This window comes from Maribacter sp. PR1 (assembly GCF_028464145.1).
Lineage (GTDB): Bacteria > Bacteroidota > Bacteroidia > Flavobacteriales > Flavobacteriaceae > Maribacter.
Genome location: NZ_JAQPCG010000005.1, coordinates 352689 through 376596, shown reverse-complemented (window position 1 = coordinate 376596; position 23908 = coordinate 352689). Strand labels below are relative to the sequence as shown.

Below are 23908 nucleotides of genomic sequence, written 5' to 3'. Positions count from 1 at the left end.
AAAACCGCCCATTGGGCGGTTTTGTTTTTATATATGGTCTACGTTATAAATGACCCGAACACTCCTGTACATGGAGATGGAATTGAAGGATTTCTCAATCCTTTTGATATTTCTTTTGGTTCTTCCCAATGATTCCCTTTTATCAATTTTTACCAATACATTTTTTAAGTATTGATTCCTAATTCTTGATATCGGTGGAAATTCAGGTCCCAAAACCGTACCTCCAAAATTTGTTCTCAATGCACCGCTAAACCATTCAGCGGCTTCATTGAGTGTATTATAATTTTTATGCTTGAACGTAATTTTAATTATCCTATTTATGGGTGGATATTTATATTGCTCCCGCTCGTAAATTTGTTCCGCATACATAGTGTCGTAATCTCCAGTGGTCACTTGCTTAAGAATTTGATGGTAGGGGTTATAACTTTGAATAATAACCTTACCTCTCTTTTGAGTCCGCCCTGCCCTACCCGATACCTGTGTTAACATCTGATAGGTCTTCTCGTGCGCTCTATAATCCGGAAAATTCAACAGTGAATCCGCATTCATAACGCCCACAAGACTAACATTCCTAAAGTCCAATCCTTTGGTAAGCATCTGTGTACCTACTAATATATCCATTTCCTGTTGTTCAAAGGAAGTAATAATTTTTTCGTAGGCATGCTTGCCTCTAGTTGTATCCAAGTCCATCCGGCCCACCTTGGCATCTGGAAAAAGTGTTCTAACTTCTTCCTCAACTTGCTCGGTTCCAAATCCTTTAGTATCCAAATCTGGACTCCCGCAAGCGGCACAACTTTCAGGTAGGGCAGTATGATAACCACAATAATGACAGCGAAGTTGTTTTTTGTATTGATGATAGGTCAGGGTAACATCACAATTAGAGCATTGGGGCGTATGGCCACAGGTTAAACACTCTAGAACCGGGGCAAATCCCCTTCTATTTTGAAAAAGAATAATTTGCTCGCCATTTACCAAACTTTCTTCAATTTCCTCTAACAAACGTTCGGAAAAATGCCCCTTTGCTTTTCTTTTTCGAAGCGCCTCTTTAAAATCTACCAGCTCCATATCAGGCATTAGGACATTACCAAAACGTCGATTTATCTCGGCAAATCCATATTTGCCATGGTGAACATTGTAATAGCTTTCAATACTTGGAGTGGCAGAGCCTAGAAGAATATTGGACCTGTGCAAATTGGCCAAAACTATGGCAGCATCCCGCGCATGGTATCTTGGTGCCGGATCAAATTGCTTAAAGGAGCCTTCATGTTCCTCATCTACTATTATCAAGCCCAAATCCTTAAAGGGTAGAAACAAAGAAGAGCGTGCACCGATAACAATTTGGGCCTTACCCACTTTCTTCAAGACATTATTCCAAACCTCTACCCTTTCTTGAATATTATATTTTGAATGAAAGACGGATATTTTCTCGCCAAAGTACTCTTGTAATCTCGTTATTAACTGGGTGGTAAGAGCTATTTCCGGAAGCAGATAGAGAATCTGTTTTCCTTGTTCCAAATATTCACTGATCAATTTAACATAGACTTCCGTCTTTCCTGAAGACGTGACCCCTTTGAGTAAGGTTACCTTATCTTCCTTGAACGAAACTTGAATATCTTTTAAGGCCTTTAATTGATATTCATTTAGATTTTTTATGGATGAATTTTCATCAAGATCATAAGTAACCCGATCCTTACGGATATGATATTCTTCGAGGATTTCTTTCTCTATGAGTGCCTTTACTACCGCTTTTGAAGAATTGCTATACCGCTCCAAATCCGTTATCGAAATAGGTTTCTGGGAATTACCCTGCAATTGAAAAAGGGACAACACTACCTGACTTTGCTTCGGTGCCCGGGAAAGTGACTCCAACAACGTTTCTAAAGCATCGTCCGATAAATACTCCTTTCCCAGCTTTACATATTTTACCAGCTTCGGTTTGTATTGTTCGTAAACCTCCTCCTTTAAGTAAATAATGTTTTTGTCCAAAAGCCGATTTAAAATAGGAAGTACATTTTTCCTTTCAACAATGGCAGACACCTCATGAACCTTGAGTACTGCCTGATGCTGTAATGCCTCAAACACCAGAAACTCATCATCCTTTAATTGAGATTCATCGACATCAGCATCTGTATTTCTTAGAATTAAGGTTTCGCTTTCCAATAAAAAAGCTGAGGGTAGGGCGCTTCGCATAACTTCGCCCAGGGTACACATATAATAATTGGCCACCCACTCCCAATGTTGTAATTGAATTGGATTAACAATTGGAAATTCATCCAGTATTTGGTCTATTTCTTTGGCCTCATAAACTTCAGGCGGAATATTATGAATTTGCAAGACAAGACCTGTGTAGATTTTAGATTTGCCAAAAGGCACGGAGACCCGCATTCCCGGTACAAGTATTTTTGCTTCATCGGGAGTTATGCTATATGTAAAGTGCCTCTCGAGGGGAATAGGCAACACAATGTTTACAAAATACTCCATAAGCCCTACCCTTCCACTCTTAGCCAAGTTTGGGTTCTAAATAGAAATGCCAAATAACCACGCACCTTTAATTCATCCTCATTATCAGGGTTCAACCAAATTTTAAACCTAAAGGTCATCGCCTGTTCGGGGTCAAAAAGGTGCTTTCCTTTCCATTCTCCGTCTTCATTTTTTTCCCCACCCTTTATTATTTCCATACCAATAATAGGCTCATTCTTTAATTTTCCATCACATTTTACGCAAAGAGCATCTTCTTTGCCCTTTTCCAAAATTTTCTCAATATAACCGTACATCTGCCCATCTTTCTTATAAATATTGATGATCCCTTTTGGTTTGCCTGTACGGTCATCTATAGTCTTCCATTTTCCAAAAACCGACTGCGCCGACAAGAAGTTTATACTACCAAAAAAAAATAGAAGTATGAGTACAGATTTATAGTTTATCATTCTTTTTTACTGATTTTACGAAGGGAGTTTAATGAGGCGTTCAATTCAAAACCTAGGAGCAATATATTGGAATTTAACCAAATGTAAACCATTAAAATCAACAATCCTCCCAATGCGCCATAGAGTTCGTTATACCTAGCGAACTTCTCCACATAAATACCGAACAAATAGGAAGTCAATAAGAACAGAATAGTGGTTACCAGTGCCCCAATTGAAAAAAACCGTGCCTGCTTGCCTTCCTTGGTTCCAAAATAATATAAAATTGCCGTTGTAAAATAGGAAAGCACTATGAAAAACAAGACTTTAGCTATTTGTACACCGATAATTTCATCTTCATCCAAGACATATCCTCCTTGCCTAGCAGCGAATTCTGTTAAATAACCCAGCACATAAAACTCAAAATAAACATAGGCTACAAATCCGACGATTATGAGAATTGCCAAAATAAGACCCACCATTAATGCGTAGAGATATTGCCTAAAAAAGTTACGCCTGAGCTCGATATGATAACTGGTCTCAAAACCTCCAAAAATAGCATTAACGCCATTGGCCACCAAGAATATGGAAAGTAGAAAGGAGGAAGAAAGAAGTCCACCCCGCTTCTGGTCTTTTATCTGTCTAAAAACATCACCAAAGTAATCACCCGTTGCATTGGGTAAAAAAGATTCCAAAAACAATTGGAACTGTAGTTCAAAGTTCTCATTCTGTATACTGATATAGTCCACCAAAAATGGAACAAGGGTCACCATAAAAATTAATAAGGGGAAAAGTGCCATAAACAAGCTAAATGAGATGGCACTGGCCCTAGAAGATAAGGCACCTTGCACTATACCGTTTACGTACATTTCCATAAGGTCATAGAGGGAAAGACCTTCAAGTCCAGGTAATTTTACGGTTTTCAAAAACCGAACAATCTTATTGAGTATGGGAATCTTATCAAGTTTCTGTTCGACCTCTAATGACATTTAAACAGCTTTTAAACTTAGGTCCATATTGTATACCGAATGGGTCAATGCCCCAGAGGAAATATAGTCCACCCCACAGTTTGCATATTTCCTTATTGTTTCTTCCGTGATCCCACCGGAAGACTCTGTAAGGCACCTATCACCAATCAATCTAACAGCTTCCTTTGTGTCTTCATAATTAAAATTATCGATGAGAATACGATATACCCCATCAGATTTAAGAATTTCCTTAATCTCATTTAAATCTCTGGCCTCTAGTATAATTTTTAAATCTCTTCCGGTTTCTTTTAAGTAGGACTTGGTCTTATCGATAGCTTTGGTAATTCCTCCAGCAAAATCAATGTGATTGTCCTTAAGCATTATCATGTCATACAAGGCAAACCTATGGTTTTCTCCTCCCCCAATCGTAACGGCCCACTTTTCCAATGCCCGTATCCCTGGTGTTGTTTTTCTGGTGTCCAAAATCTTGGTGGAAGTTCCTTCCAACAAATCCACGAATGATTTTGTCTTTGTGGCTATCGCACTCATACGTTGCATTGCGTTCAATACCAAACGTTCCGCCTTTAAAATGCTACGTGAGCTACCTTCAATATAAAAAGCAATATCTCCGTATGCCACTTCAGATCCATCGTTCAATTTATTATCAAAAATCAAATCTTTATCTACAAAGTCGAAAACCATTTTAGAAAATTCGATACCGGCAATTACACCATTGTCCTTAACCAATAATTTGGCCTTACCCTTGGCATCCTTAGGAATACAGGCTAATGAACTATGGTCCCCATCCCCGACATCTTCTCTGATGGCATTACTAATTATTCCGGCTACCTCTTTATCAAACTGCTCTTTTGAAATCATATAAAACTATTGCTTAATGCTAAAATACGAATCCATATTGGGAAATTGATTTACTTTTGAAATATGATGATTAAACTCTTGACCATAGGAAAAACGGACAGTAGTGAACTACAAAATTTGATAAATGTCTACGAGCAGAGGTTAGGACACTACATAAAATTTAACCTCGAGGTAATTCCGGACCTTAAAAAGACAAAAAATCTATCGGTTGATCAACAAAAATCCAAAGAAGGAGAGCTTATTTTAAAATCGCTCTCCAATACGGATGTCTTGATTCTTTTAGATGAAAACGGCAAACACTATTCTTCTTTGGAATTTTCAAATTATCTACAGAAGAAAATGAATTCGGGGCTAAAGCAACTAGTATTTTTAATTGGTGGACCTTACGGTTTCAGTGATGACATCTACAAAAAAGCTTCAGGAAAAATAAGCCTTTCCAAAATGACTTTTTCCCATCAAATGGTACGTTTGTTTATGGTGGAACAATTGTACAGGGCGTTTACTATTCTAAGAAACGAGCCCTATCATCATCAATAGTCTAATAATCAAACTTAGTAGAGAACCCTAAATTTAATGGTATTCTCAACTTTCTTTAAAGCTTTGATCACGTCTTTGTTGTATTCTTTGTCCAAATCTGTAATTACATAACCTACCTCGCTATCCGTGGATAAGTATTGGCTAGAGATATTTAGCTCATATTTGGCCAAAACTTTATTGATTTTTGCCATAATCCCAGGTACATTCTTATGTATATGTAAAAATCTATGAACCTTGGTCTGCTTTGGCAGCCTAATATTTGGAAAATTTACCGCATCCACCGTATTTCCGGAATTTATGTAATCCATTATTTTATTAGGAACAAAATCCGCAATATCTCGCTGAGCTTCCTCCGTGCTACCTCCTACATGTGGAGTTAAAATTACATTCGGATATCCTTGAAGACTGGTTTTAAAATCACCATTGCTACGGGGCTCTTCCGGATAAACATCGACCGCTGCGCCACCTATTTTACCACTTTCCAAACCTTTGGCCAAAGCATCGATATCCACCACAAAACCCCTGGAAAGGTTAATGAGCATTGCTCCTTTTTTCATTTGGTTTATTTCCCTTTCCCCAATAAAGTTTTTATTGGCAGGATTATCGTCTACATGTAAGGTTACCACATCTGAAACATTCAATAAATCTTCCAAGGTACTGCATTTCACTGCATTTCCTAGGGCAAGTTGATCGTTAACATCGTAGTAATACACCTTCATCCCCATGGCCTCGGCTAGAACGGATAATTGTTTTCCTATGTTGCCATATCCAACGATACCCAGGTTTTTTCCTCGTACCTCCTTTGATCCAGCGGCTGTTTTTTGCCATTGTCCTTTATGGATTTCCGCACTTCTGTCAAAAACACTACGCATTAACATAATAATTTCACCGATGGCCAGCTCCACCACGGACCGGGTATTGCTGTAAGGAGCATTGAAAACAACAACTCCTTTCCTTTTGGCATGGTCCAAATCAATTTGTGTAGTACCTATACAGAAGGCACCGACCACCATTAACTTGTCCGCAGCATCCAATACCTTTTGGGTCACCTGAGTTTTTGACCGGATACCTAGCACGTGTACATCTTTAATTTTTTCGATTAACTCCTCTTCTGGCAGGCTGTGTTTTAAAAGCTCCACCGAAAAACCCTCATTTGAAAGGTTTTCGAAAGCGGCTGTATGCACATTTTCTAGTAAAAGTATCTTAATTCTGTTCTTAGGGTAAGAGATATTTCTTGGCAAATCGTTCACAAATAAAAATTCATCTAAATTAGGGGTAATATGGTCAGCGTTTTTGGCGGCTTTCTCTCTGTGTACATTTTCTGTGTAAGCAAAGAACTTGTCCGCGATTCCGGCTTCCCTCATTACGTAGTCACTATAGCCATCTCCAATAACTTGAACTTCACCGTCCAAATTCATTTGTTTTAGGCATTCTATTTTTCCGTTATGCTGTGATAGGACGTTTTTTTCGTCAAACCCGACAATTTTTCCATCGGTATCAAACTTGAAGGTATTTGCAAATACCCGGTTTGACGGTATATTATATTCCTTGACAATAGGATCTATAAACTCCTTGAATCCACAGGAAATAACATAAATATCCTCTGAATATTTTTCAAAGAATTCTTTATTCGCCTCAATAGATTTAGAAATCTTTTGCCTTAATTCGGCCACCAAATTATCTAGGTCATCCTTATGGGCATGTAGGAGTTTAATCCTTCGCTCCAGGGATTCGGTAAAAGATATGTCCCCATCGATTCCTAAATTGGTAATCTTTTGGATTTCGTCAACAATTTCTTCCCTGTTGGCTTTGCCTTCCAGGGTCATTTCTGCCAGTACATCCAGAGCCTCTACCCTGGTTAATGTGCTGTCAAAATCAAAAACATATTTTCTACCAGTTTCAACCATTATAAAAAGCGTTCTAAGCTAAAAAGGGAATACTTAAAATCAAGTGGCAAAAGTAAAAATTTAATTGGTTGATTTTAATGCTTCATCAAAATAAAACAAAATGTAGAAGTATTGAGGGAATTATAAAAAATTAAAAATTTAATTGTTTGTCCATATCATAAAAAGTGAAGGATTTCTTCCGAAAACTTTTTGGTCTTCCAAGTCCCATTATGGTCTCCTGGAACAATGACCAATTTACCTCGCTTAAAAACTTTGCTTAGCATTTCTGGGTTTCCATTATCCAAATCTTTATTACCGGCAATGACCAATATTTTTACCTTTATTTTTTGTAATTCTTTAGTAGACGTTGATGGCTGATACTTTTGCTGTAAATATAGCGAGCGAAAATCTGCGTTGATAGATTTTGCATAGGATACGGCTCCTTCAGTCATTTCATCGACCTCTCCATTAAATGCAGCGGCGAATTTTAATCTTCTTTCCCATTGTGGATTGGTAAAATCAATACCCATACCACCTAAAATCGCTTTTTTAATTCTCGAATCTTCTGTTAGCAGTTCTGCCAATACAATACTCCCTCTTGAATATCCAACCACATTATACGCTTTAACATTCAAATGACTCATTAATAATATGACATCCTTAATTTCTGCATGATCCTGATAATAGGATTCCTCTTGAGGCTTATCTGATTGCCCACATCCCCGTAAATCCGGTACGATAACCCTGTAACCCTTTTCTAATAAATCCTTTTTCAACGGTGTATTGTCCCATGATTTTCCGGAATTTAGGAATCCGTGCAAAAGGAGCACCGGTTCCCCAAATCCTTCATCGGTATACGTAATATTGACTCCGTCAAAAGAAGTAAAGTAATTTGTCTGTGCTACAGTTTTAGATACTGCCAAGGTGGCTAGTGTTAGTAGAGCCACAAATAATTTCATCTTAATCTTATTTAAAATTCACATAGCATAATCCGGCAATAATTGCCAAACCAAAGCTTACTAATGTACCAATTAATATGTATTCGGTAAGTTTTCTACTATTACTTTCCTTTAAATCATTAAACCGGAATACGGATTTGGCCGTAATTAAAAGCCCTATACCTTCCCACCTTCCAATAAGTATAAAAGTTAAAACGAAAAGCCTTTCTATAATCCCAATGTACTTCCCTGCATTAGGGAGCGACTTATGGTCCGTATTTATTTTATCGGACATTCCTTGCAATAATTTGGTCATGATAATAGCCGATGGAGAGGTTACGAAAACAATGGCCACAATTAATGCCCAATCTAAGTTTTGGAAAATTGATAGGGTATGGTCATATAAGTTGGAATAATAACAGCAAATGTAAATCACAAAAAGGTGTAAAATCTGGTCGATAAAGAATGGTAGGCTTTTATTCTTGAACAAGGGGTTCGTATATAATTTGCCCATATCGATAAACAGATGACTTAATGCTAAAACCAAAGCTATTTTCCATTCTTGATAATTCCACAATACGAGCATGTAAAGTCCAAAATGTATCAAAACATGAAAGTAGAGGTACTTGGAAGCAGCTTTGTTAGCCTCTTTATGTACCACCCATTTTGTGGGTTGAAACATAAAATCGCCTAATAGATGAGCCAATAAAAGCTTCGTAAATAGCTGCATAGTTAAATTTCTTTAATTACTTGATCGTAATACTCCAACAAATCCAAAACCAAATCCAAACGGGCCCTTTTTAATCGTTGACTCACGGCCGATTGTTTTATTCCCAATTTCTTGGCAATTTCCTTTTGAGACGCTTTTGGATTATCTAAGACCAAGGCCATAATCTCTGCGGATACTACACTCCAATGATCCATAAAATCCAATGCCAATTGCAGCATCAAATTTAAGGTGCGGTCGTAGAATTCATCTCCTGTGGCAATACTTAGGTTAACTTTTCCATCCTTTATAGATTCCAGTTTACGCCCGGAACGTTGATAGGCAGGTCCGTTGGACTCGCTGACACCAGTACCGATATAGGTTTCAAGGCCTATTCCAATACCCATTCTAACATCTAAATCCTTGATTGACTTTAAAATTGCCTTTATTTGGATAGCTGTACGCAAGGCGTTTTCTTGGGTAATCTTTAGTTGAAATTCATCTCCTCTATATATTTCCCAATTCATAGGTGAAGGACCAAATCGTGAAAAATATTTTTTCAAGATATCAATCCATTCGGAAGCATGATGTTCTTCTGAATTAATGATATCTCCCGTGATAATCGCTATCATAATATATTATTTAAAAAGCTAATATATAAACTTATAAGCTAAATAGATAATATTATGTAATATTAATTATTCAAGTAATTGAACGACCTTTTTCAAAACCATCTCCTAGTGGCCGTTAAATACGTTTTGTAATCCTTTCCAAATTTATCGAGCAGTATTCTTTCTTCCGGGATAATTTGAAAACGATTCATATACCACACAAAACCAGCGGCAACCAAGGTATTGAAAGCATTTCCCTGAAAAAGACCAAAACCCAACAACAGTAATAAAAGCGCTAGATACATCGGGTTTCTAGAATACTTATATAAACCAGAAGTCACCAACCGACTAACTTTTTGAGGATTGATAGGGTCTACAGTAGTCTTGGTCCTAAAAAATTGAATCAGTGACACTAAACCAATAAGACCGGCCAAACCAATTAATATTTTCGCTAAAAGAAATCGGCCAAAAAAATCGAAAAACCCTACCGGTAAAAACCTACCGACCAAATACATTATAAACGTAAAACTAAAAAACACCAATACTGGCGGCACTTTTAACTCCATATGATAAAATTACTATTTTTGGCGCTGACATTTACCTAAAACTATTGAATAATTGCGCAGAATGAAACTTGTTTTTGCTACCCAGAACCAAAATAAACTGAGGGAAATAAAGAAGCTCTTACCACCTAACATCGACCTCGTTTCATTAAACGAAATAGGATGTACCGAGTCCATACCTGAGACCGCTGAAACCCTACAAGGAAACGCAAAATTAAAATCGGACTACGTGTACCAAAAATATAAACTCCCATGTTTTGCCGACGACTCCGGGTTGGTTGTCGACTCCCTAAACGGTGAACCGGGAGTATATTCCGCAAGGTATGCGGGTAAAGAAAATGATGCCCAGGCCAATATGGATAAGTTATTAAAGAGCCTAGAAACCAAAAAAGATCGGTCTGCAAGTTTTAAAACTGTCATCGCATTAAACCTAAATGGTGAAACCCAATTTTTTAAAGGTTCTGTTCAAGGAAAAATAACCCATACCAAGAAAGGAATCCAAGGTTTTGGATATGACCCAATTTTCCTACCAAATGGTTATACAGAAACATTTGCCGAACTACCTATTGAAACAAAAAATGAAATAGGCCATAGAGGAAAAGCATTTTCCAAGTTGATAACTTATTTACAATCCAATCATGTTACAATCTAAAACAAACTTGGATACAGTAGAAGTTTCAGTTGCCTCAGAACGTGCAGAAGCTGTCGGTGGTGTTTTGATTGCTTTTTTTGCGGCGTTAATGGCCATTTCTCAAATGATCAATGGCGAGCTCGAAGAAGAAATGATGATTGCCCACAACAAAGTAGTAAACTACTCCAGTTGGTACCAATCCAAAAGTATAAAGGAAAGCCTAAAAGAAAGCGAATTGGATTACCTACAAGCACTTTTGGAGAGTGGGGTGGTCAAGGAAGATAAAATAATCAATATAGAAGGAAAGATAGCAAGTGTTGAGAGGCAAATAGAAAAATATGATTCCGAAAAAACTGAAATACTGATTGGTTCAGCAAATATTGCCGAAGAAAATTGGGCGCAAGACCTCGATGGTGAAATGGGAAAAATCATAGGAATAAACGAATGGGAAAGCCTAGCGGACGAATATGATTTTGCCACCAAAAAATTCGATTTGGGTATGCTCTTTTTTCAAATAAGTATCGTACTCGGTGCTGTCTGCATCATAATTTATGACAACCCCAAATTACAGAAAACCTTTATCGTCATTATGATTATTTCAGGGATAATGGGTATTTTACTTTCCATTTATGGCTATAGCCTTGCACCTTGAAGCCTTATAAAGATTTATTATTCCATCTCGTTTATTAACAGTACCTTTGCCGCTTTGTAAAACGCCGCTGGTATAGCATGTGTTGCGCCGAGTCTAAATTAGGTTATATCGAATAATCCCTCTAAGCAACATTCTTATTTGCGATTTAGTATATAACATAATTATGACAAAGTTTGAAGCATTAGGACTAGATAAGTCCTTATTAGATGCTGTATCGGACATGGGATTCGAAACCCCATCCGAAGTACAGGAAAAAGCAATCCCAATTCTACTGGAAAGTGAAACGGACCTAGTGGCACTTGCCCAAACAGGGACAGGAAAAACCGCAGCTTTTGGGTTTCCCTTAATTCAGAAAATCGATGGTAACAGTAGAACTACACAAGGCCTGATTCTATCGCCGACCAGAGAGCTATGTTTGCAAATTACCAATGAACTGCAGCTCTATTCAAAATATGAAAAGAATATTAGTGTTGTAGCCATTTATGGAGGAGCCAGCATTACTGAGCAGGCCAGACAAATAAAACGAGGGGCACAAATTGTAGTTGCTACTCCGGGAAGGATGAAGGACATGATTGGTCGTGGTTTGGTGGATATCACCAAAATAGACTATTGCGTACTTGATGAGGCCGATGAAATGCTGAACATGGGATTTTTTGAGGATATACAGGATATACTTTCCAATACTCCCAATGAAAAATCTACTTGGTTATTTTCTGCAACGATGCCCAAAGAGGTATCGATAATTGCTAAGAAATTTATGCACTCACCTCAAGAGATAACTGTGGGTGCAAAGAACTCAGGAGCGTCAACCGTTCAACACGAGTATTATGTAGTTAGTGGTAGGGACCGTTATCCTGCACTAAAACGTTTGGCGGATACCAATCCCGATATCTTTTCAGTTATTTTCTGTAGAACTAAGAGGGACACCCAAAAGGTAGCGGAAAAACTTATAGAAGACGGTTATAATGCAGGAGCTTTACATGGTGATTTGAGTCAGAACCAGCGAGACTTGGTTATGAATGCTTTTAGAAAGAAGCAGATACAAATGTTGGTAGCAACGGATGTGGCGGCTAGAGGTATCGATGTTGACGATATAACCCATGTTATCAACTATCAACTACCGGATGAAATTGAAACGTATACGCACCGTAGTGGAAGAACCGGTAGGGCTGGAAAATCTGGAATATCTATGGTTATCGTTACTCGAAGTGAGCTTCGAAAAATAAAGGCCATTGAAAAGAAAATAAAACAAGAGTTCCTACAAAAGAACATCCCAACGGGAATGGAGATTTGTGAGATACAATTGTATCATCTGGCCAATAAGATAAAGGATACTAAAATCAATAATGACGTAGATAGTTATTTACCCGCAATCAATGATGTTCTACAAGGTATAGACCGTGAAGAACTGATTAAGAAAATTGTTTCTGTTGAATTTACCAGGTTTTACAACTATTACAATAAAACAAAAGACTTAAACACCTCGCCTGATCGCTCTAGTGATTCAGGTAAAAGCGATACCTCGTTTAATAGTAATGGCTCCGTCCGTTATTTTATTAATGTTGGCGAAAAAGATGGATACGATTGGATGTCCTTAAAGGACTTCATTAGGGATACTGTTGGTCTTGGAAAAGAGGATGTCTATAAAGTAGATGTAAAGGAAAGTTTTTCGTTTTTCAATACCGAGGCCGAAGTTACAGAGCAAATACTAAGCACCTTTACAGAATTCAAGGTCGATGGTCGCTTTGTTAATGTTGAAATATCCAAAAATCCAGGCGGCGGAGGCGGTGGCGGAAATCGTCGCGGCAAAAGTTTCAGGGATAAAGGAAAAAGAAAGAAAGGACCAAGAAACGAAGATAGAGGTCGCGGAAAAGGAAGAGATAGAGGAAATTCAAAAAATCCAAATTCCGGAAAGAGAAGGAGCAAGAAAAGAAAAGGTGATTTCTTTTAGTTAATTGTATATTAAAAAATACGCTTCGGCGTATTTTTTTATTTTGTTTGTACCTTTAATTTTTCAGCCAGAAGGTTTATGCGTAGTATTTTTGTAGGGATTTTTTGTTTTTGTAGTCTACTAGGCTTCTCACAGGATCTTCCTGAAGTCGATATCATTAAAGCCATTGTGAAAAACGCACAGACTGATGCTCCCATGGAGAGTGTCCATGTGGTCAACCTAAATCAGGTAGTGGGCACCATCACCAATGAGGATGGCCAATTTTCAATTTCTGCTGCAGTCAATGACACATTATATTTTTCATATTTAGGTTTTAAATCCCAGAAAATAAGGGTTACCAACGATATGTTCAAATTTGAAAATACGGAGATAGCCCTTACCGAATTGGCCTACGCACTCGAAGAAGTTATTGTTAGACCCTATCAACTAACGGGATACTTGGAGATTGACGTAAAAAACCTTCCTATTAATAATGCGTATCAATATAGCATATCCGGCTTATCCGTAGGATATGAGGGAGGAAACAAAAACCCCAGTGCCGTTACAAAAGTATTGGGTGCAATTTTAAACCCTGCCGATTTACTAAGAAACTTATTTGGTAAAAAACCCAATCAAATGCGAAAATTAAGGCAAATGAAAGAGGATGACCAAATAAGGGATTTACTCGCCTCAAAATTCGACCGAGAAACCTTGATGGAGCTTCTACAATTGGATAAGATGGATATTCAGGACATACTTAATAATTGTAATTATTCAAAGTCCTTTATTACCACTGCCAATGACCTTCAGATTTTAGATGCAATTAGTAGTTGCTATGAAGAGTTTAAGGTCCTGAATAGAAAAAAATAAATTTTCGACTTCCATCTGCATTTTATAGCTTTAACCAAATACAAAATGCAAATGAAACACACCTTTTTCACCCTGTTTCTTTCTTTACTGTTCCTTTCCTGTAAAATGGAAAAAAAAGAAACAGTCAAAGTAATCGCAAGTAACGAGGATACCTCTATTTCCCAAGTAAAAAAACCCTTCGCTTGGGAAGGTGCCAACATTTATTTCTTAATGACCGATAGGTTCAACAATGGAAATCCAGAAAATGACCTGAATTTTGGGCGAGATAATACAACAGGAAAGTTGAGAGGTTTTTTGGGGGGTGATATCCAAGGAATTACCGAAAAAATCAAGGAGGGCTATTTTAATGAGCTAGGAGTAAATGCAATCTGGTTTACTCCAGTTGTTGAGCAAATTCATGGAGATACGGATGAAGGGACCGGTAATACGTATGCCTACCATGGATATTGGGCAAAAGACTGGACAGCACTAGACCCTAATTTTGGAACTAACAAAGATTTAGAAGAACTTATTAAAACAGCTCATGAGCATGGAATACGGATTTTGATGGATGTTGTTTTAAATCACACAGGCCCAGTTACAGATGAAGATCCCGTGTGGCCAGAAGAGTGGGTAATTACCGAACCTACTTGCCAATTTACCAATTATGAAAATACAACCGATTGCACCTTGGTGAATAATCTACCTGATATAATTACCCGTAGTGATGAAAATGTAAACCTACCGGACCATTTATTGGCCAAGTGGAAAAAGGAAGGAAGACTAAGTGAGGAATTGGACGAACTTCAATTATTTTTTGAACGTACCGGATACCCCAGAGCACCCCGATTTTACATTATTAAATGGTTAACGGATTACATCCATGAATTTGGTGTTGATGGTTTTAGGGTGGATACGGTGAAACATGTAAACGAAAATGCATGGGCGGATTTGGAAAAAGAAGCCTCCTATGCCTTTGAGACCTGGAAAAGAAAGCATCCTAATTCCGTTTTGGATGATTCACCTTTCTACATGGTGGGGGAAGTTTATGGTTATGGTATTTCCAATGGTAGGAATTACGACTTTGGAGATAAAAAAGTAGACTACTTTGACAACGGTTTTAAAAGTCTCATCAACTTTGAACTTAAGGCTGACGCTACAAAAGCGTATGATTCTATTTTCAACAAATACAATAAACTGTTACGTACCAAATTAAAAGGTAAAAGTATCTTAAACTACTTGACCTCCCATGATGATGGCAGTCCGTTTGATAAAGAAAGACAGCACCCTAAAAGGGCTGCTAATGTGCTATTACTTACTCCTGGAGCCTCACAGATATACTATGGTGATGAAACGGCAAGAAGTTTGGTCATTGATAGCACAGAAGGAGACGCTACCCTACGTTCCTTTATGAATTGGGAAGAATTGGATTCCCTTGAGCAAAAACAGGATATTTTGGCCCACTGGAGAAAGTTAGGTAAATTCAGAAATAATCATATCGCTATTGGCGCGGGGAGGCATCGTAGATTGGCCAAAGCCCCATATACCTTTGGCAGAACCTATATGAACGGAGATATCAGGGATAAAGTTGTAGTGGGGTTAGACTTGCCAAATGGTAAAAAATCACTTTGGGTAAAAGGATTTTTTGGCGATGGAACAATACTTTACGATACCTATTCACAAACGGAGGTGACGGTGCAAAACGGAAAAGTGATGCTAGATAATAATTATGATATTGCCTTACTTGAAGTAAAGGAATAAAGTAATTTGGTTAAGGGTATTAGATTGATGGTGAGAAATTTGAATGAGAAGACGAACATTTTTTAAAAGGCTATTTGCATATATACTAGGTTTAAGTGGTTTAATAGTTTTAGACGCTTTTTGGTTTGAAAAATATATAATTCAGTGGACAGATTTTGATTTGTCAGATGGTGGACAGGAGAAAATCAAGCTTGTACAATTATCAGATATACATTTGAGGGAAGTACATTCCGCACTTACTTCGATTGCGGAAAAGGTAAACGACCTAATGCCCGATGCTTTGCTTTTTACCGGGGACACCATAACAAGAAAAAGTCGGTTAAACTTATTGAATGAATATTTGGGCCTTTTCGATGACAAAATCCCTAAAATTTTCATTTACGGTAATAAAGAGTATAGCGGAAAAGTACCTCTAGAGGATTTTAAAACAATCGTAAAAAGGTATAACGGTATAGTCCTGATCAACCAAAATTACGAGCTTATAAAAGGCCATAGGAAAATTAATATTTTAGGAATTGATGATTTCGTGGGTGGCAATGCGGATTTTGCGAAATCAATTTCAACCCTTAATGATAAAAGTTTAGAAACTGTTGTCCTTAATCATTGTCCAGAATATAGTGATACCATTGGTGAACAAAATAGTGAACAATATCTAAATATAAAATGTATCCTATCTGGACATACCCACGGAGGACAGATTACCTTCTTTGGAAAGGAGTTGTTTAAACCTTCAGGCAGTGGTATTTATTTGAAAGGATGGTATAAAACCAAGGAAATTTCTATGTATGTTTCCAAAGGAATTGGAACCACTATTTTACCCATAAGATTTTGGGCAAGGGCCGAGGCATCGATTTTCTATATTTAATTAAATCAGCTTAAGACTCCATCTTATTTTTGAGCATTTGCAAGCCCTCTTCAAAGTCCTTTCCCACCATTTTGTCCATACTCATGAAAAGAAGCATTACACTGAAAGGAAATGAACTTTTACCCTTAAAACCCCAGGTTACCTTGCTATTTTCCGAGGAGGATTCGTCGAGTATTAAATAACAGTCCGACTGTGATTTCATAGGTTTAAAGAAACGTAGTTTCCCTTCGGCTCTTTCACCTTCAACCAAACCCGTTATTTCTTGCTCCCCCTCCCCTACTTCTTTGTTACCATTCCAGTAACTAATAGCTCCCACTTCTCCATCGGTACCGGTCAGTTTTGTATCCATATCAGGGTCTTTTTTGGCCCATGGCGACCATTCCCTTTGTTTTTCCAGAAACTTTAAATACGGCCAAATTTTGTCCTTTGAACTTTTAATTTTAATACTTCGAGATACATCATAGTTTTTTGGGGCAATTACAGCCAATAAAAGTACCAGTACAAGAATTGCGATAATAATGTAGATTAGCGTAGTCATTTGTTATTCAATTAGTTGGTTGTTCTTCTAAAGTAGTAAAAATTTTATTCCGGTTGGTAAAATCTTATCAGAATTTCCTCGATACTCTTGATGGATTTTTTGGTCCAATCCAACCGTTTCTGAATAATTTCTTCATCTGTTAATCGCCAAGAAAGTTTACTTTTCCGCAACTTTGAAGTCAAATCTTGAAGGATTATAGCTGCAGAAACCGAGATATTGAGACTTTCGGTGAAACCTACCATAGGAATCTTTAGTGACATATCAGCTTTATCCAAAACCTCTGTGCTTAGACCTTCCTTCTCCGTACCAAAAAACAGTACAACTGGGGAGTTCAACTGAAAATCGGTAAGCAAAGAACTGTCCGCATGCGGGCTTGTTGCCACAATTTTATATCCATCCCTTTTTAAAATGTCTATGGCCTCAGTTGAAGTGGCGTACCTACTTATATCGACCCACTGCTGGGCTCCCATGGCAATGTTTTTATCCAATCGCTTTCCAAATCTTCCCTCAATGACGTGAGCCTCTTGAATACCAAAAGACTCACAGCTTCGGATAACCGCACTCGTATTATGCATTTGATACACATCCTCTATGGCTACTGTTATATATTTAGTCCTATTTTTTAAAATAGATATAAACCGATCTTTTCTTTCCTCCGAAATAAAACCTTCCAGATAGGTCAAAAGTTCAATGTCTCCCATATAACCAAGATAATAAAAAGTATATTTTTGGGGTAAAAGGTATTTATGAGAAACATAGTTGTACTCACTGGGGCCGGAATAAGTGCAGAGAGCGGTCTAAAGACTTTTAGGGATGCCGATGGTCTTTGGGAAGGCCACGACGTTATGGAAGTGGCGACTCCAGAAGCTTTTGAAAGAAATCCGGAATTAGTTTTGGATTTTTATAATCAACGAAGAAGGCAATTGTTAGAAGTGGAACCTAATCTCGCACATCAGGCATTAAGCAGATTGGAACATTACTACGATGTTCATATTATCACTCAAAATGTGGATGATTTACATGAAAGAGCAGGAAGCACAAACGTCCTACATCTACACGGTGAACTACTTAAAGCAAGGAGTACGAAGTATAGTACTCAAGAAATAATCTGGAAAAAAGATATTCATTTAGGAGATTTATGTGAGCATGGTTATCAGTTAAGGCCACACATTGTTTGGTTCGGAGAAGCTGTACCTATGTTAGATTTTGCCATAAAAATTACCCAAAAAGCAGATATCTTGATAATCATTGGCACTTCCATGCAAGTTTACCCGGCTGCCAGTCTTATTAATTTTATAGACCGTGGCACTCCTATTTACTTTATTGACCCCAAACCTAGCATAGATAAGCATAGTATGCCCAACCTTGAGGTTATGCCTAAAACTGCTGTAGAAGGTGTTCCTACTTTGGTTGATTCCCTAATTGATAAAGCGACCTAGTACTTTTTGCCCATTTCACTACGGCATCAATTTGGGCCTGTGTAAGCCTTGCCTCTTCGTGGGTCCAGGTGTATTCCTTCAGCGGCATCGCCCTCTTTTCGGTTTCTTCATAAAGCTCCTCTAGCTTATGATCCTTTTTTTTATCCGAATAAGTTGCCCATTCGGAAAAATTCAATTCGGATTTGCCCTCCTCAATATGATCCGCCAACCAAAAAGAAATTGGTGCGATATTATCATACCATGGATACACAGTATTGTTGCTATGGCAGTCAAAACAGGTAGTTTTAAGTATGGTGCGTACTTCTTCAGGAGGGTTCGTTTCCTGCATAAATGCAGCGGTATCGTTTTTTTTTGAAATATTTTTTTCCGGTCTGTAGAATTGAATGGCTATGAAGAGCACCAAAAGACCTATTAATACTTTTTTAAGGATTTTCATTTGCTGATTTTATTTATTTATAAATTTACTATGGTATGATTAAAAGTGATTTATACAAAGCGTTAAATTACGTTGATAGTTCCCGTAAAAGTAGGTCAGAAATGGCAGAGGTTGTCCTGTCTAATGAAGATTTAATACTTTCTTTAATTGAAATTATACATCTTGAAGAAGACCCTATTTCCTGTAAAGCCAGCTGGATATTAGAATTTTCATTTAAAAAACGCAGTTCCATACTTTATCCTTATTTGAACAATTTTACGAAAATAATTACTAAAGTCAATTTAGATTCCTCTGTTCGCCCATTGGCCAAAATTTGTGAACTTCTAGTTCAATCCTATTTTTCTAATACACCCAATGAAAGTCAAAAACATATCAATGAAACTCATTTGAATAAAATAACAACAGCATGTTTTGATTGGTTGATTGGAGAACATAAAGTGGCAGCCAAGGCTTATTCTATGACCAGCTTGTTCTTATTGGGACAAAAGTTTGAATGGATTCATCCCGAATTAAAAATGATATTGGAACAAAACTATGCCAATGGAAGCGCGGCCTACCAAGCCCGTGCAAGAATGGTCTTGAAAAAGTTAAATTAAAGATTCACTTTGGAAAAAACTATTTATGAATACCATAGAATTTAGTTCATAGAACTATTTTGAACTCAGCCACTATTCGGTATCTTTGCCCTTTTCAATAAACACAAAATTATGGCTCTGAATGTGCTAAATGCTATATCTCCCATAGATGGTCGCTATAGAAATAAAATCGAAAAATTGGCCCCTTATTTCTCTGAGGAAGCCTTAATAAAATACAGGGTCAGAGTTGAGATAGAATATTTTATCGCGCTTTGTGAAATACCATTGCCGCAGCTTTCGTCTTTTGACACCTCCAAATTTTCTGTACTTCGTGACATATATGAAAACTTTGATGCCCGGGATGCATCCGACATTAAGGAAATAGAAAAAACCACCAACCATGACGTAAAAGCGGTAGAGTATTTCATAAAAAAAGCTTTCGATAAATTAGACCTTTCATCCTTTAAAGAATTCATTCATTTCGGGTTGACCTCCCAGGACATAAACAATACTGCTATTCCGCTTTCCATAAAAGAGGCCATGAACGATGTGTATGTCCCAGAATACTTAAATGTCCTAAAAAAGTTGGAAAGCTTAGCGGCAGAATGGAATAATATTCCCATGTTGGCCAGAACTCACGGTCAGCCGGCCTCCCCTACCCGGTTAGGAAAAGAAATCGAGGTTTTTGTTGTTAGACTAAAGGAACAATTTAATCTTCTAAACGATATACCAAGTGCCGCCAAATTTGGTGGAGCCACGGGTAATTACAATGCGCACAAAGTAGCTTACCCAAAAATTGATTGGAAGGCATTTGGTTCGCAATTTGTACAGGAGAAGCTGGGGTTGCACCATTCCTTTCCAACCACACAAATAGAGCATTACGACCACATGGCCGCATTGTTCGATACCTTAAAGCGCATCAATACCATAATCCTGGATTTGGACAGGGACTTTTGGACCTACGTTTCCATGGATTATTTCAAGCAAAAAATAAAAGCTGGGGAAGTAGGTTCCTCTGCCATGCCCCATAAAGTAAATCCAATCGACTTTGAGAACTCCGAAGGTAATCTGGGCATTGCAAATGCACTTTTTGAACATTTATCCGCTAAACTACCGGTATCCAGACTTCAAAGAGATTTAACGGATAGTACCGTATTAAGAAATGTAGGGGTTCCTTTTGCACATACGATTATCGCCTTTTTATCGACTTTAAAAGGTCTGAACAAGTTGCTGTTGAATAAAGAGAAATTTGAGCAGGATTTGGAGAATAACTGGCCAGTAGTTGCTGAAGCCATACAGACAATTTTAAGAAGAGAAGGGTATCCAAACCCCTATGAGGCCTTAAAAGGATTGACAAGAACCAACGATAAAATCAACCAAAAATCAATTGCGTCCTTTATTGAAACCTTGGATATATCGGACGAAATAAAAAAGGAATTAAAGGAAATTACCCCAAGTAATTATACGGGAATCTAAAAAAAGAGCCGATGATCATCGGCCCTTTTTGTTCATTATTTATTTATTTGAACTTCATGTGGATAAGGAATCTCAATACCAGCCTTGTCCAGCGCTATTTTACAACCTTCCATCGTTCCAAAATAAACACTCCAATAGTCTTCTGGTTTGCAATAAGGCCTTACAGCAAAATTGACCGAACTATCCGCTAATTCAGAAACATTTACAGATGGAGCTGGGTCTGATAGAACTTTGGGGTTTGAGGTCAAAACTTCCATTAAAACCTCCTTTGTTTTTTTAATATCCTCGTCATAACCAACACCAATTACAGTATCGACACGCATTTTACCCTCCGTTGTATAATTAACGATGTTCCCATTGGCCATGGCCCCATTGGGTATAATCGCCAATTTATTTTGAGGGGTAACCAACTTGGTCGTAAAAATATCTATTTCCTTTACGTGACCCAGTTCATCTTGAGCTTCAATTAAATCCCCAATTTTATAAGGTTTGAAAATGATAATTAAAACACCTCCGGCAAAATTGGATAAAGAACCTTGTAAGGCGAGGCCTATAGCCAAGCCAGCAGCTGCAATAACCGCCGCCAAACTGGTTGTTTCCACACCAAGGGTAGAAATTACCGTGATAATCAGAAAAATGGTCAAGGCCCATTTGGCAAGACTCAATAAAAACTTTTGTAACGATTTGTCATATTCCTGGCGCGACATACCGTTCCTTAGGACCTTCATTAATTTTTTAATAATCCAAGAACCTACAATATAAATAACAATAGCCAATAACAATTTTGGCCCATATTCCAAGGCTAGGTCTATTGCCTTATTTATCCATACCTGTGCATCTTTTTCCATGTTTTAATAGTGTTTAGTGATTATTCTTCTAATTTATTGGACACCAATATACTTAGAAGGTCACAAAAATTAAAGCAAGGCTATGAATTTAAAAATGAAAGGCCCTATAAATATTCCTATTTATGAGGCCCGTATAAAATCTATACTTAATTTCTTATCCTTTGAAAAAAGAGCTTAATTCTCCCAGGCCTTCTCCATTATAATCCGATTTCTGAACCGCCTGTAAGAGTTGTATGAAATGTGCAGGATTCATATCATTACCCAAAACGCGTATTAAGGCAAAACCTTTATCGTCATTATCTCCATAAATAATAACTTCATCAATAGCATCGTCCTCACCTAAATATTTGATGGTTGCTCTACCAAAATCCGTATTCATTTTCATAAGCTCAGTATAGCTATCTCCTGAAAGTATGGCCTTTACCTGCTGCTTTTCTACTTTATAATCCGCAGTGTTATCAACAGTTTTTTTAAATGCCAAAATATTGAGTTTCTTAAGGGAAGAAAGCGCAGTTCTTTGAATTTCCGTAAGATCTGCTTTTTCAAGGTTCAAGATACTTGTAGGTACATCCAAATGAAGAAAATTTGGATTCTCGGTATTATCTATATAATACTCTTGTAGACTTTGCGTAGATGAACAGCCGCTTAAGACGATTATCATTACTATTGCAACAAAGTTTCTAATTTTTTTCATCTGTCTTTTTTTTAATTAAATATAGAGCAGACAATCCACTTTTTTGGATGTCCGCTCTATACTATTTTATCTCCTATCTACTTCCACCTGCCTTGTTCAGATCTTTAGGCAGGTCCATTTTATCTGTTATTGATCCTATTTTATTTAAATCAATATCACCGGTTAAACTTACCAAAACTGTTTCCAATTTTCTTCCATTATGCCCTATTTCAACGTTGTTCATTCCAGAAACGAACATAAGCAATTCGGTGACATGGTCCTTTTTCTTTCCGTTTTTGATGTAGAATTTAACATTGACGTCTTTGTCTTTAACTCGCATCAACTCTTCAAGCTTGGCGCTTTTTAGATATTTCTTTACGGTTTGGGACATGTCCAGGGATACTGATTCGTCCTCCGTCATAAATACCTTTACACCTTGAAGACCTTGGGCAATCTCAAGAAACTCCCGAGCGTCCTCATCATCATCCATAGCTCCAATTTTGGAAACTAGGTCTATCATCCCCTTGTTTACGATTACAGATCCTACATTGTCCATATCCTCGTATTTGTCAAAAATAGATTGTGAAAAACCTAATGATGGTAATACGGCTATTAAAAATACTACTGCTAATTTTTTCATGACTGTTGTTTTTTGATTGTTATTGATGAATTATTATTAAAATTTAATTTTTCTTTCCAGCTTCGTTCAACTCTTCTGGAAGGTTCATTTTACTGGTAAGGGAACCTATTTTGTTAAGGTCTATATCTCCTGTTAGGGACAATAGGACGGTTTCAAATTTTCTTCCGTTAACCTCAACGTCCGAATTACTGATTCCGGTTACGAACATAAGCAGTTCACTTACGTGGTCTTCGTCCTTGCCTTCCTTTATATAAAACTTTACATTGGCGTCCTTGTCCTTGACCCGCATTAACTCTTCCAATGAGTTAGACCTAAGGTAACTGTCCATAGAGTTTTTCATATCGGCAGATATCTTTTTATCCTCCGTAATAAATACCTTAAGGTTTTTAAGGCTCTTGGCAATGTCCATAAAGTCTTTTGCCTCAGGATCATCTACTTCTACATCTATATTGGCCAGTAACCTGAACATACTTTGGTTTACGACCACGGCACTTACATTATCCAAATCCTCGTACTTGTCGAACATGGACTGTGAAAACCCGGTATAACATACCAATGCCATAACTGTTGTGATTATTATCTTTTTCATCGATTTCATTTTAAT

26 protein-coding genes are annotated in these 23908 nt (G+C 37.5%); 10 read left to right on the top strand and 16 right to left on the bottom strand.

What is annotated here, in order from left to right:
* Positions 1-27: 27 nt before the first annotated feature.
* The 4 genes from priA to nadC are packed head-to-tail and all read right to left on the bottom strand — an operon-like array spanning position 28 to position 4750.
* Positions 28-2481, bottom strand: coding sequence for a replication restart helicase PriA (gene priA / locus PP182_RS12595; RefSeq protein WP_272651665.1), 2454 nt, complete (start codon positions 2479-2481; stop codon positions 28-30).
* A 5-nt stretch (positions 2482-2486) separates the two neighbouring features.
* On the bottom strand, positions 2487-2927 hold the full coding sequence (locus PP182_RS12590) for a DUF2147 domain-containing protein (protein WP_272651612.1): 441 nt from the start codon (positions 2925-2927) through the stop codon (positions 2487-2489).
* Entirely contained in the window at positions 2924-3892 is a 969-nt protein-coding gene (locus tag PP182_RS12585) for a YihY/virulence factor BrkB family protein (protein ID WP_272651611.1), read from the bottom strand. Before PP182_RS12585 ends, PP182_RS12590 begins: the two co-directional genes overlap by 4 nt.
* The gene (nadC, locus tag PP182_RS12580; protein ID WP_272651610.1) at positions 3893-4750 is read right to left on the bottom strand and encodes a carboxylating nicotinate-nucleotide diphosphorylase; all 858 of its coding nucleotides are present in this window, start codon (positions 4748-4750) and stop codon (positions 3893-3895) included.
* 63 nt (positions 4751-4813) lie between these two features.
* On the opposite strand from nadC, the gene rlmH reads away from it, so the two are divergent.
* The gene (gene rlmH / locus PP182_RS12575) at positions 4814-5287 is read left to right on the top strand and encodes a 23S rRNA (pseudouridine(1915)-N(3))-methyltransferase RlmH (protein WP_272651609.1); all 474 of its coding nucleotides are present in this window, start codon (positions 4814-4816) and stop codon (positions 5285-5287) included.
* A 14-nt stretch (positions 5288-5301) separates the two neighbouring features.
* Here rlmH and serA read toward each other — a convergent pair whose 3' ends face one another.
* The 5 genes from serA to PP182_RS12550 form a co-directional block, all read right to left on the bottom strand.
* Complete coding sequence (gene serA / locus PP182_RS12570) at positions 5302-7194, bottom strand: phosphoglycerate dehydrogenase (RefSeq protein WP_272651608.1); 1893 nt, start codon at positions 7192-7194, stop codon at positions 5302-5304.
* 155 nt (positions 7195-7349) lie between these two features.
* Complete coding sequence (locus PP182_RS12565) at positions 7350-8132, bottom strand: alpha/beta fold hydrolase (protein ID WP_272651607.1); 783 nt, start codon at positions 8130-8132, stop codon at positions 7350-7352.
* A gap of 7 nt (positions 8133-8139) precedes the next feature.
* Complete coding sequence (locus tag PP182_RS12560; RefSeq protein WP_272651606.1) at positions 8140-8841, bottom strand: DUF3307 domain-containing protein; 702 nt, start codon at positions 8839-8841, stop codon at positions 8140-8142.
* 2 nt (positions 8842-8843) lie between these two features.
* Complete coding sequence (locus tag PP182_RS12555; protein ID WP_272651605.1) at positions 8844-9449, bottom strand: SatD family protein; 606 nt, start codon at positions 9447-9449, stop codon at positions 8844-8846.
* Between the two features lie 92 nt (positions 9450-9541).
* Positions 9542-9994: a methyltransferase family protein gene (locus PP182_RS12550; RefSeq protein WP_272651604.1), complete on the bottom strand. Its 453-nt coding sequence runs from the start codon at positions 9992-9994 to the stop codon at positions 9542-9544.
* 61 nt (positions 9995-10055) lie between these two features.
* Between PP182_RS12550 and PP182_RS12545 the strand changes: the two genes are divergently transcribed.
* From PP182_RS12545 to PP182_RS12520, 6 genes are all read left to right on the top strand, one after another.
* On the top strand, positions 10056-10643 hold the full coding sequence (locus PP182_RS12545) for a non-canonical purine NTP diphosphatase (protein ID WP_272651603.1): 588 nt from the start codon (positions 10056-10058) through the stop codon (positions 10641-10643).
* Positions 10630-11274 (top strand): DUF4337 domain-containing protein, encoded by a 645-nt coding sequence (locus tag PP182_RS12540; protein WP_272651602.1) that lies wholly within the window; start codon positions 10630-10632, stop codon positions 11272-11274. The genes PP182_RS12545 and PP182_RS12540 overlap by 14 nt, the downstream gene beginning before the upstream one ends.
* A gap of 163 nt (positions 11275-11437) precedes the next feature.
* The gene (locus PP182_RS12535) at positions 11438-13225 is read left to right on the top strand and encodes a DEAD/DEAH box helicase (protein ID WP_272651601.1); all 1788 of its coding nucleotides are present in this window, start codon (positions 11438-11440) and stop codon (positions 13223-13225) included.
* Between the two features lie 78 nt (positions 13226-13303).
* The gene (locus PP182_RS12530; protein ID WP_272651600.1) at positions 13304-14074 is read left to right on the top strand and encodes a carboxypeptidase-like regulatory domain-containing protein; all 771 of its coding nucleotides are present in this window, start codon (positions 13304-13306) and stop codon (positions 14072-14074) included.
* A gap of 51 nt (positions 14075-14125) precedes the next feature.
* A complete protein-coding gene (locus tag PP182_RS12525) occupies positions 14126-15814 on the top strand; it encodes an alpha-amylase family glycosyl hydrolase (protein ID WP_272651599.1) in 1689 nt (562 codons plus the stop codon).
* 43 nt (positions 15815-15857) lie between these two features.
* Complete coding sequence (locus tag PP182_RS12520; RefSeq protein ID WP_272651598.1) at positions 15858-16679, top strand: metallophosphoesterase; 822 nt, start codon at positions 15858-15860, stop codon at positions 16677-16679.
* A gap of 10 nt (positions 16680-16689) precedes the next feature.
* On the opposite strand, the gene PP182_RS12515 is transcribed toward PP182_RS12520, so the two are convergent.
* Positions 16690-17217 carry an SRPBCC family protein gene (locus tag PP182_RS12515; protein WP_272651597.1) on the bottom strand — a complete coding sequence of 176 codons (528 nt, stop codon included), beginning with the start codon at positions 17215-17217 and terminating at the stop codon, positions 16690-16692.
* A gap of 44 nt (positions 17218-17261) precedes the next feature.
* Positions 17262-17918 carry a TrmH family RNA methyltransferase gene (locus PP182_RS12510; protein ID WP_272651596.1) on the bottom strand — a complete coding sequence of 219 codons (657 nt, stop codon included), beginning with the start codon at positions 17916-17918 and terminating at the stop codon, positions 17262-17264.
* A 45-nt stretch (positions 17919-17963) separates the two neighbouring features.
* Here PP182_RS12510 and PP182_RS12505 point away from each other — a divergent pair, with 45 nt between their 5' ends.
* On the top strand, positions 17964-18656 hold the full coding sequence (locus PP182_RS12505; protein WP_272651595.1) for an SIR2 family NAD-dependent protein deacylase: 693 nt from the start codon (positions 17964-17966) through the stop codon (positions 18654-18656).
* Here the strand turns inward: PP182_RS12505 and PP182_RS12500 are convergent.
* Complete coding sequence (locus PP182_RS12500) at positions 18619-19092, bottom strand: heme-binding domain-containing protein (protein WP_272651594.1); 474 nt, start codon at positions 19090-19092, stop codon at positions 18619-18621. The two genes, PP182_RS12505 and PP182_RS12500, sit on opposite strands and share 38 nt — an antisense overlap.
* A gap of 35 nt (positions 19093-19127) precedes the next feature.
* Between PP182_RS12500 and PP182_RS12495 the strand changes: the two genes are divergently transcribed.
* Together PP182_RS12495 and purB are read left to right on the top strand one after the other, a co-directional pair.
* Positions 19128-19688, top strand: a complete 561-nt coding sequence (locus tag PP182_RS12495) for an adenylosuccinate lyase (RefSeq protein WP_272651593.1) — start codon at positions 19128-19130, stop codon at positions 19686-19688.
* A 111-nt stretch (positions 19689-19799) separates the two neighbouring features.
* Positions 19800-21143, top strand: coding sequence for an adenylosuccinate lyase (purB, locus tag PP182_RS12490; protein ID WP_272651592.1), 1344 nt, complete (start codon positions 19800-19802; stop codon positions 21141-21143).
* 35 nt (positions 21144-21178) lie between these two features.
* Here the strand turns inward: purB and PP182_RS12485 are convergent, their stop codons facing one another.
* From PP182_RS12485 to PP182_RS12470, 4 genes are all read right to left on the bottom strand, one after another.
* Positions 21179-21991 carry a mechanosensitive ion channel family protein gene (locus PP182_RS12485; protein WP_272651591.1) on the bottom strand — a complete coding sequence of 271 codons (813 nt, stop codon included), beginning with the start codon at positions 21989-21991 and terminating at the stop codon, positions 21179-21181.
* Positions 21992-22145: 154 nt separating this feature from the next.
* On the bottom strand, positions 22146-22685 hold the full coding sequence (locus PP182_RS12480; protein ID WP_272651590.1) for a DUF4252 domain-containing protein: 540 nt from the start codon (positions 22683-22685) through the stop codon (positions 22146-22148).
* Positions 22686-22758: 73 nt separating this feature from the next.
* Positions 22759-23304 (bottom strand): DUF4252 domain-containing protein, encoded by a 546-nt coding sequence (locus tag PP182_RS12475; RefSeq protein ID WP_272651589.1) that lies wholly within the window; start codon positions 23302-23304, stop codon positions 22759-22761.
* A 43-nt stretch (positions 23305-23347) separates the two neighbouring features.
* A complete protein-coding gene (locus PP182_RS12470; protein ID WP_272651588.1) occupies positions 23348-23893 on the bottom strand; it encodes a DUF4252 domain-containing protein in 546 nt (181 codons plus the stop codon).
* Between the last annotated feature and the right edge of the window lie 15 nt (positions 23894-23908).

Bases quoted from the DNA above. Each gene is read 5' to 3' on its own strand.
- PP182_RS12540 (WP_272651602.1), top strand. From the start codon at position 10,630: ATGTTACAATCTAAAACAAACTTGGATACAGTAGAAGTTTCAGTTGCC.
- purB (WP_272651592.1), top strand. From the start codon at position 19,800: ATGGCTCTGAATGTGCTAAATGCTATATCTCCCATAGATGGTCGCTAT.
- priA (WP_272651665.1), bottom strand. From the start codon at position 2,481: ATGGAGTATTTTGTAAACATTGTGTTGCCTATTCCCCTCGAGAGGCAC.
- PP182_RS12500 (WP_272651594.1), bottom strand. From the start codon at position 19,092: ATGAAAATCCTTAAAAAAGTATTAATAGGTCTTTTGGTGCTCTTCATA.
- serA (WP_272651608.1), bottom strand. From the start codon at position 7,194: ATGGTTGAAACTGGTAGAAAATATGTTTTTGATTTTGACAGCACATTA.
- PP182_RS12485 (WP_272651591.1), bottom strand. From the start codon at position 21,991: ATGGAAAAAGATGCACAGGTATGGATAAATAAGGCAATAGACCTAGCC.
- nadC (WP_272651610.1), bottom strand. From the start codon at position 4,750: ATGATTTCAAAAGAGCAGTTTGATAAAGAGGTAGCCGGAATAATTAGT.
- PP182_RS12515 (WP_272651597.1), bottom strand. From the start codon at position 17,217: ATGACTACGCTAATCTACATTATTATCGCAATTCTTGTACTGGTACTT.
- PP182_RS12550 (WP_272651604.1), bottom strand. From the start codon at position 9,994: ATGGAGTTAAAAGTGCCGCCAGTATTGGTGTTTTTTAGTTTTACGTTT.
- PP182_RS12525 (WP_272651599.1), top strand. From the start codon at position 14,126: ATGAAACACACCTTTTTCACCCTGTTTCTTTCTTTACTGTTCCTTTCC.
- PP182_RS12555 (WP_272651605.1), bottom strand. From the start codon at position 9,449: ATGATAGCGATTATCACGGGAGATATCATTAATTCAGAAGAACATCAT.
- PP182_RS12480 (WP_272651590.1), bottom strand. From the start codon at position 22,685: ATGAAAAAAATTAGAAACTTTGTTGCAATAGTAATGATAATCGTCTTA.
- PP182_RS12585 (WP_272651611.1), bottom strand. From the start codon at position 3,892: ATGTCATTAGAGGTCGAACAGAAACTTGATAAGATTCCCATACTCAAT.
- PP182_RS12510 (WP_272651596.1), bottom strand. From the start codon at position 17,918: ATGGGAGACATTGAACTTTTGACCTATCTGGAAGGTTTTATTTCGGAG.
- PP182_RS12520 (WP_272651598.1), top strand. From the start codon at position 15,858: ATGAGAAGACGAACATTTTTTAAAAGGCTATTTGCATATATACTAGGT.
- PP182_RS12530 (WP_272651600.1), top strand. From the start codon at position 13,304: ATGCGTAGTATTTTTGTAGGGATTTTTTGTTTTTGTAGTCTACTAGGC.
- PP182_RS12565 (WP_272651607.1), bottom strand. From the start codon at position 8,132: ATGAAATTATTTGTGGCTCTACTAACACTAGCCACCTTGGCAGTATCT.
- rlmH (WP_272651609.1), top strand. From the start codon at position 4,814: ATGATGATTAAACTCTTGACCATAGGAAAAACGGACAGTAGTGAACTA.
- PP182_RS12505 (WP_272651595.1), top strand. From the start codon at position 17,964: ATGAGAAACATAGTTGTACTCACTGGGGCCGGAATAAGTGCAGAGAGC.
- PP182_RS12535 (WP_272651601.1), top strand. From the start codon at position 11,438: ATGACAAAGTTTGAAGCATTAGGACTAGATAAGTCCTTATTAGATGCT.
- PP182_RS12545 (WP_272651603.1), top strand. From the start codon at position 10,056: ATGAAACTTGTTTTTGCTACCCAGAACCAAAATAAACTGAGGGAAATA.
- PP182_RS12470 (WP_272651588.1), bottom strand. From the start codon at position 23,893: ATGAAAAAGATAATAATCACAACAGTTATGGCATTGGTATGTTATACC.
- PP182_RS12495 (WP_272651593.1), top strand. From the start codon at position 19,128: ATGATTAAAAGTGATTTATACAAAGCGTTAAATTACGTTGATAGTTCC.
- PP182_RS12560 (WP_272651606.1), bottom strand. From the start codon at position 8,841: ATGCAGCTATTTACGAAGCTTTTATTGGCTCATCTATTAGGCGATTTT.
- PP182_RS12475 (WP_272651589.1), bottom strand. From the start codon at position 23,304: ATGAAAAAATTAGCAGTAGTATTTTTAATAGCCGTATTACCATCATTA.
- PP182_RS12590 (WP_272651612.1), bottom strand. From the start codon at position 2,927: ATGATAAACTATAAATCTGTACTCATACTTCTATTTTTTTTTGGTAGT.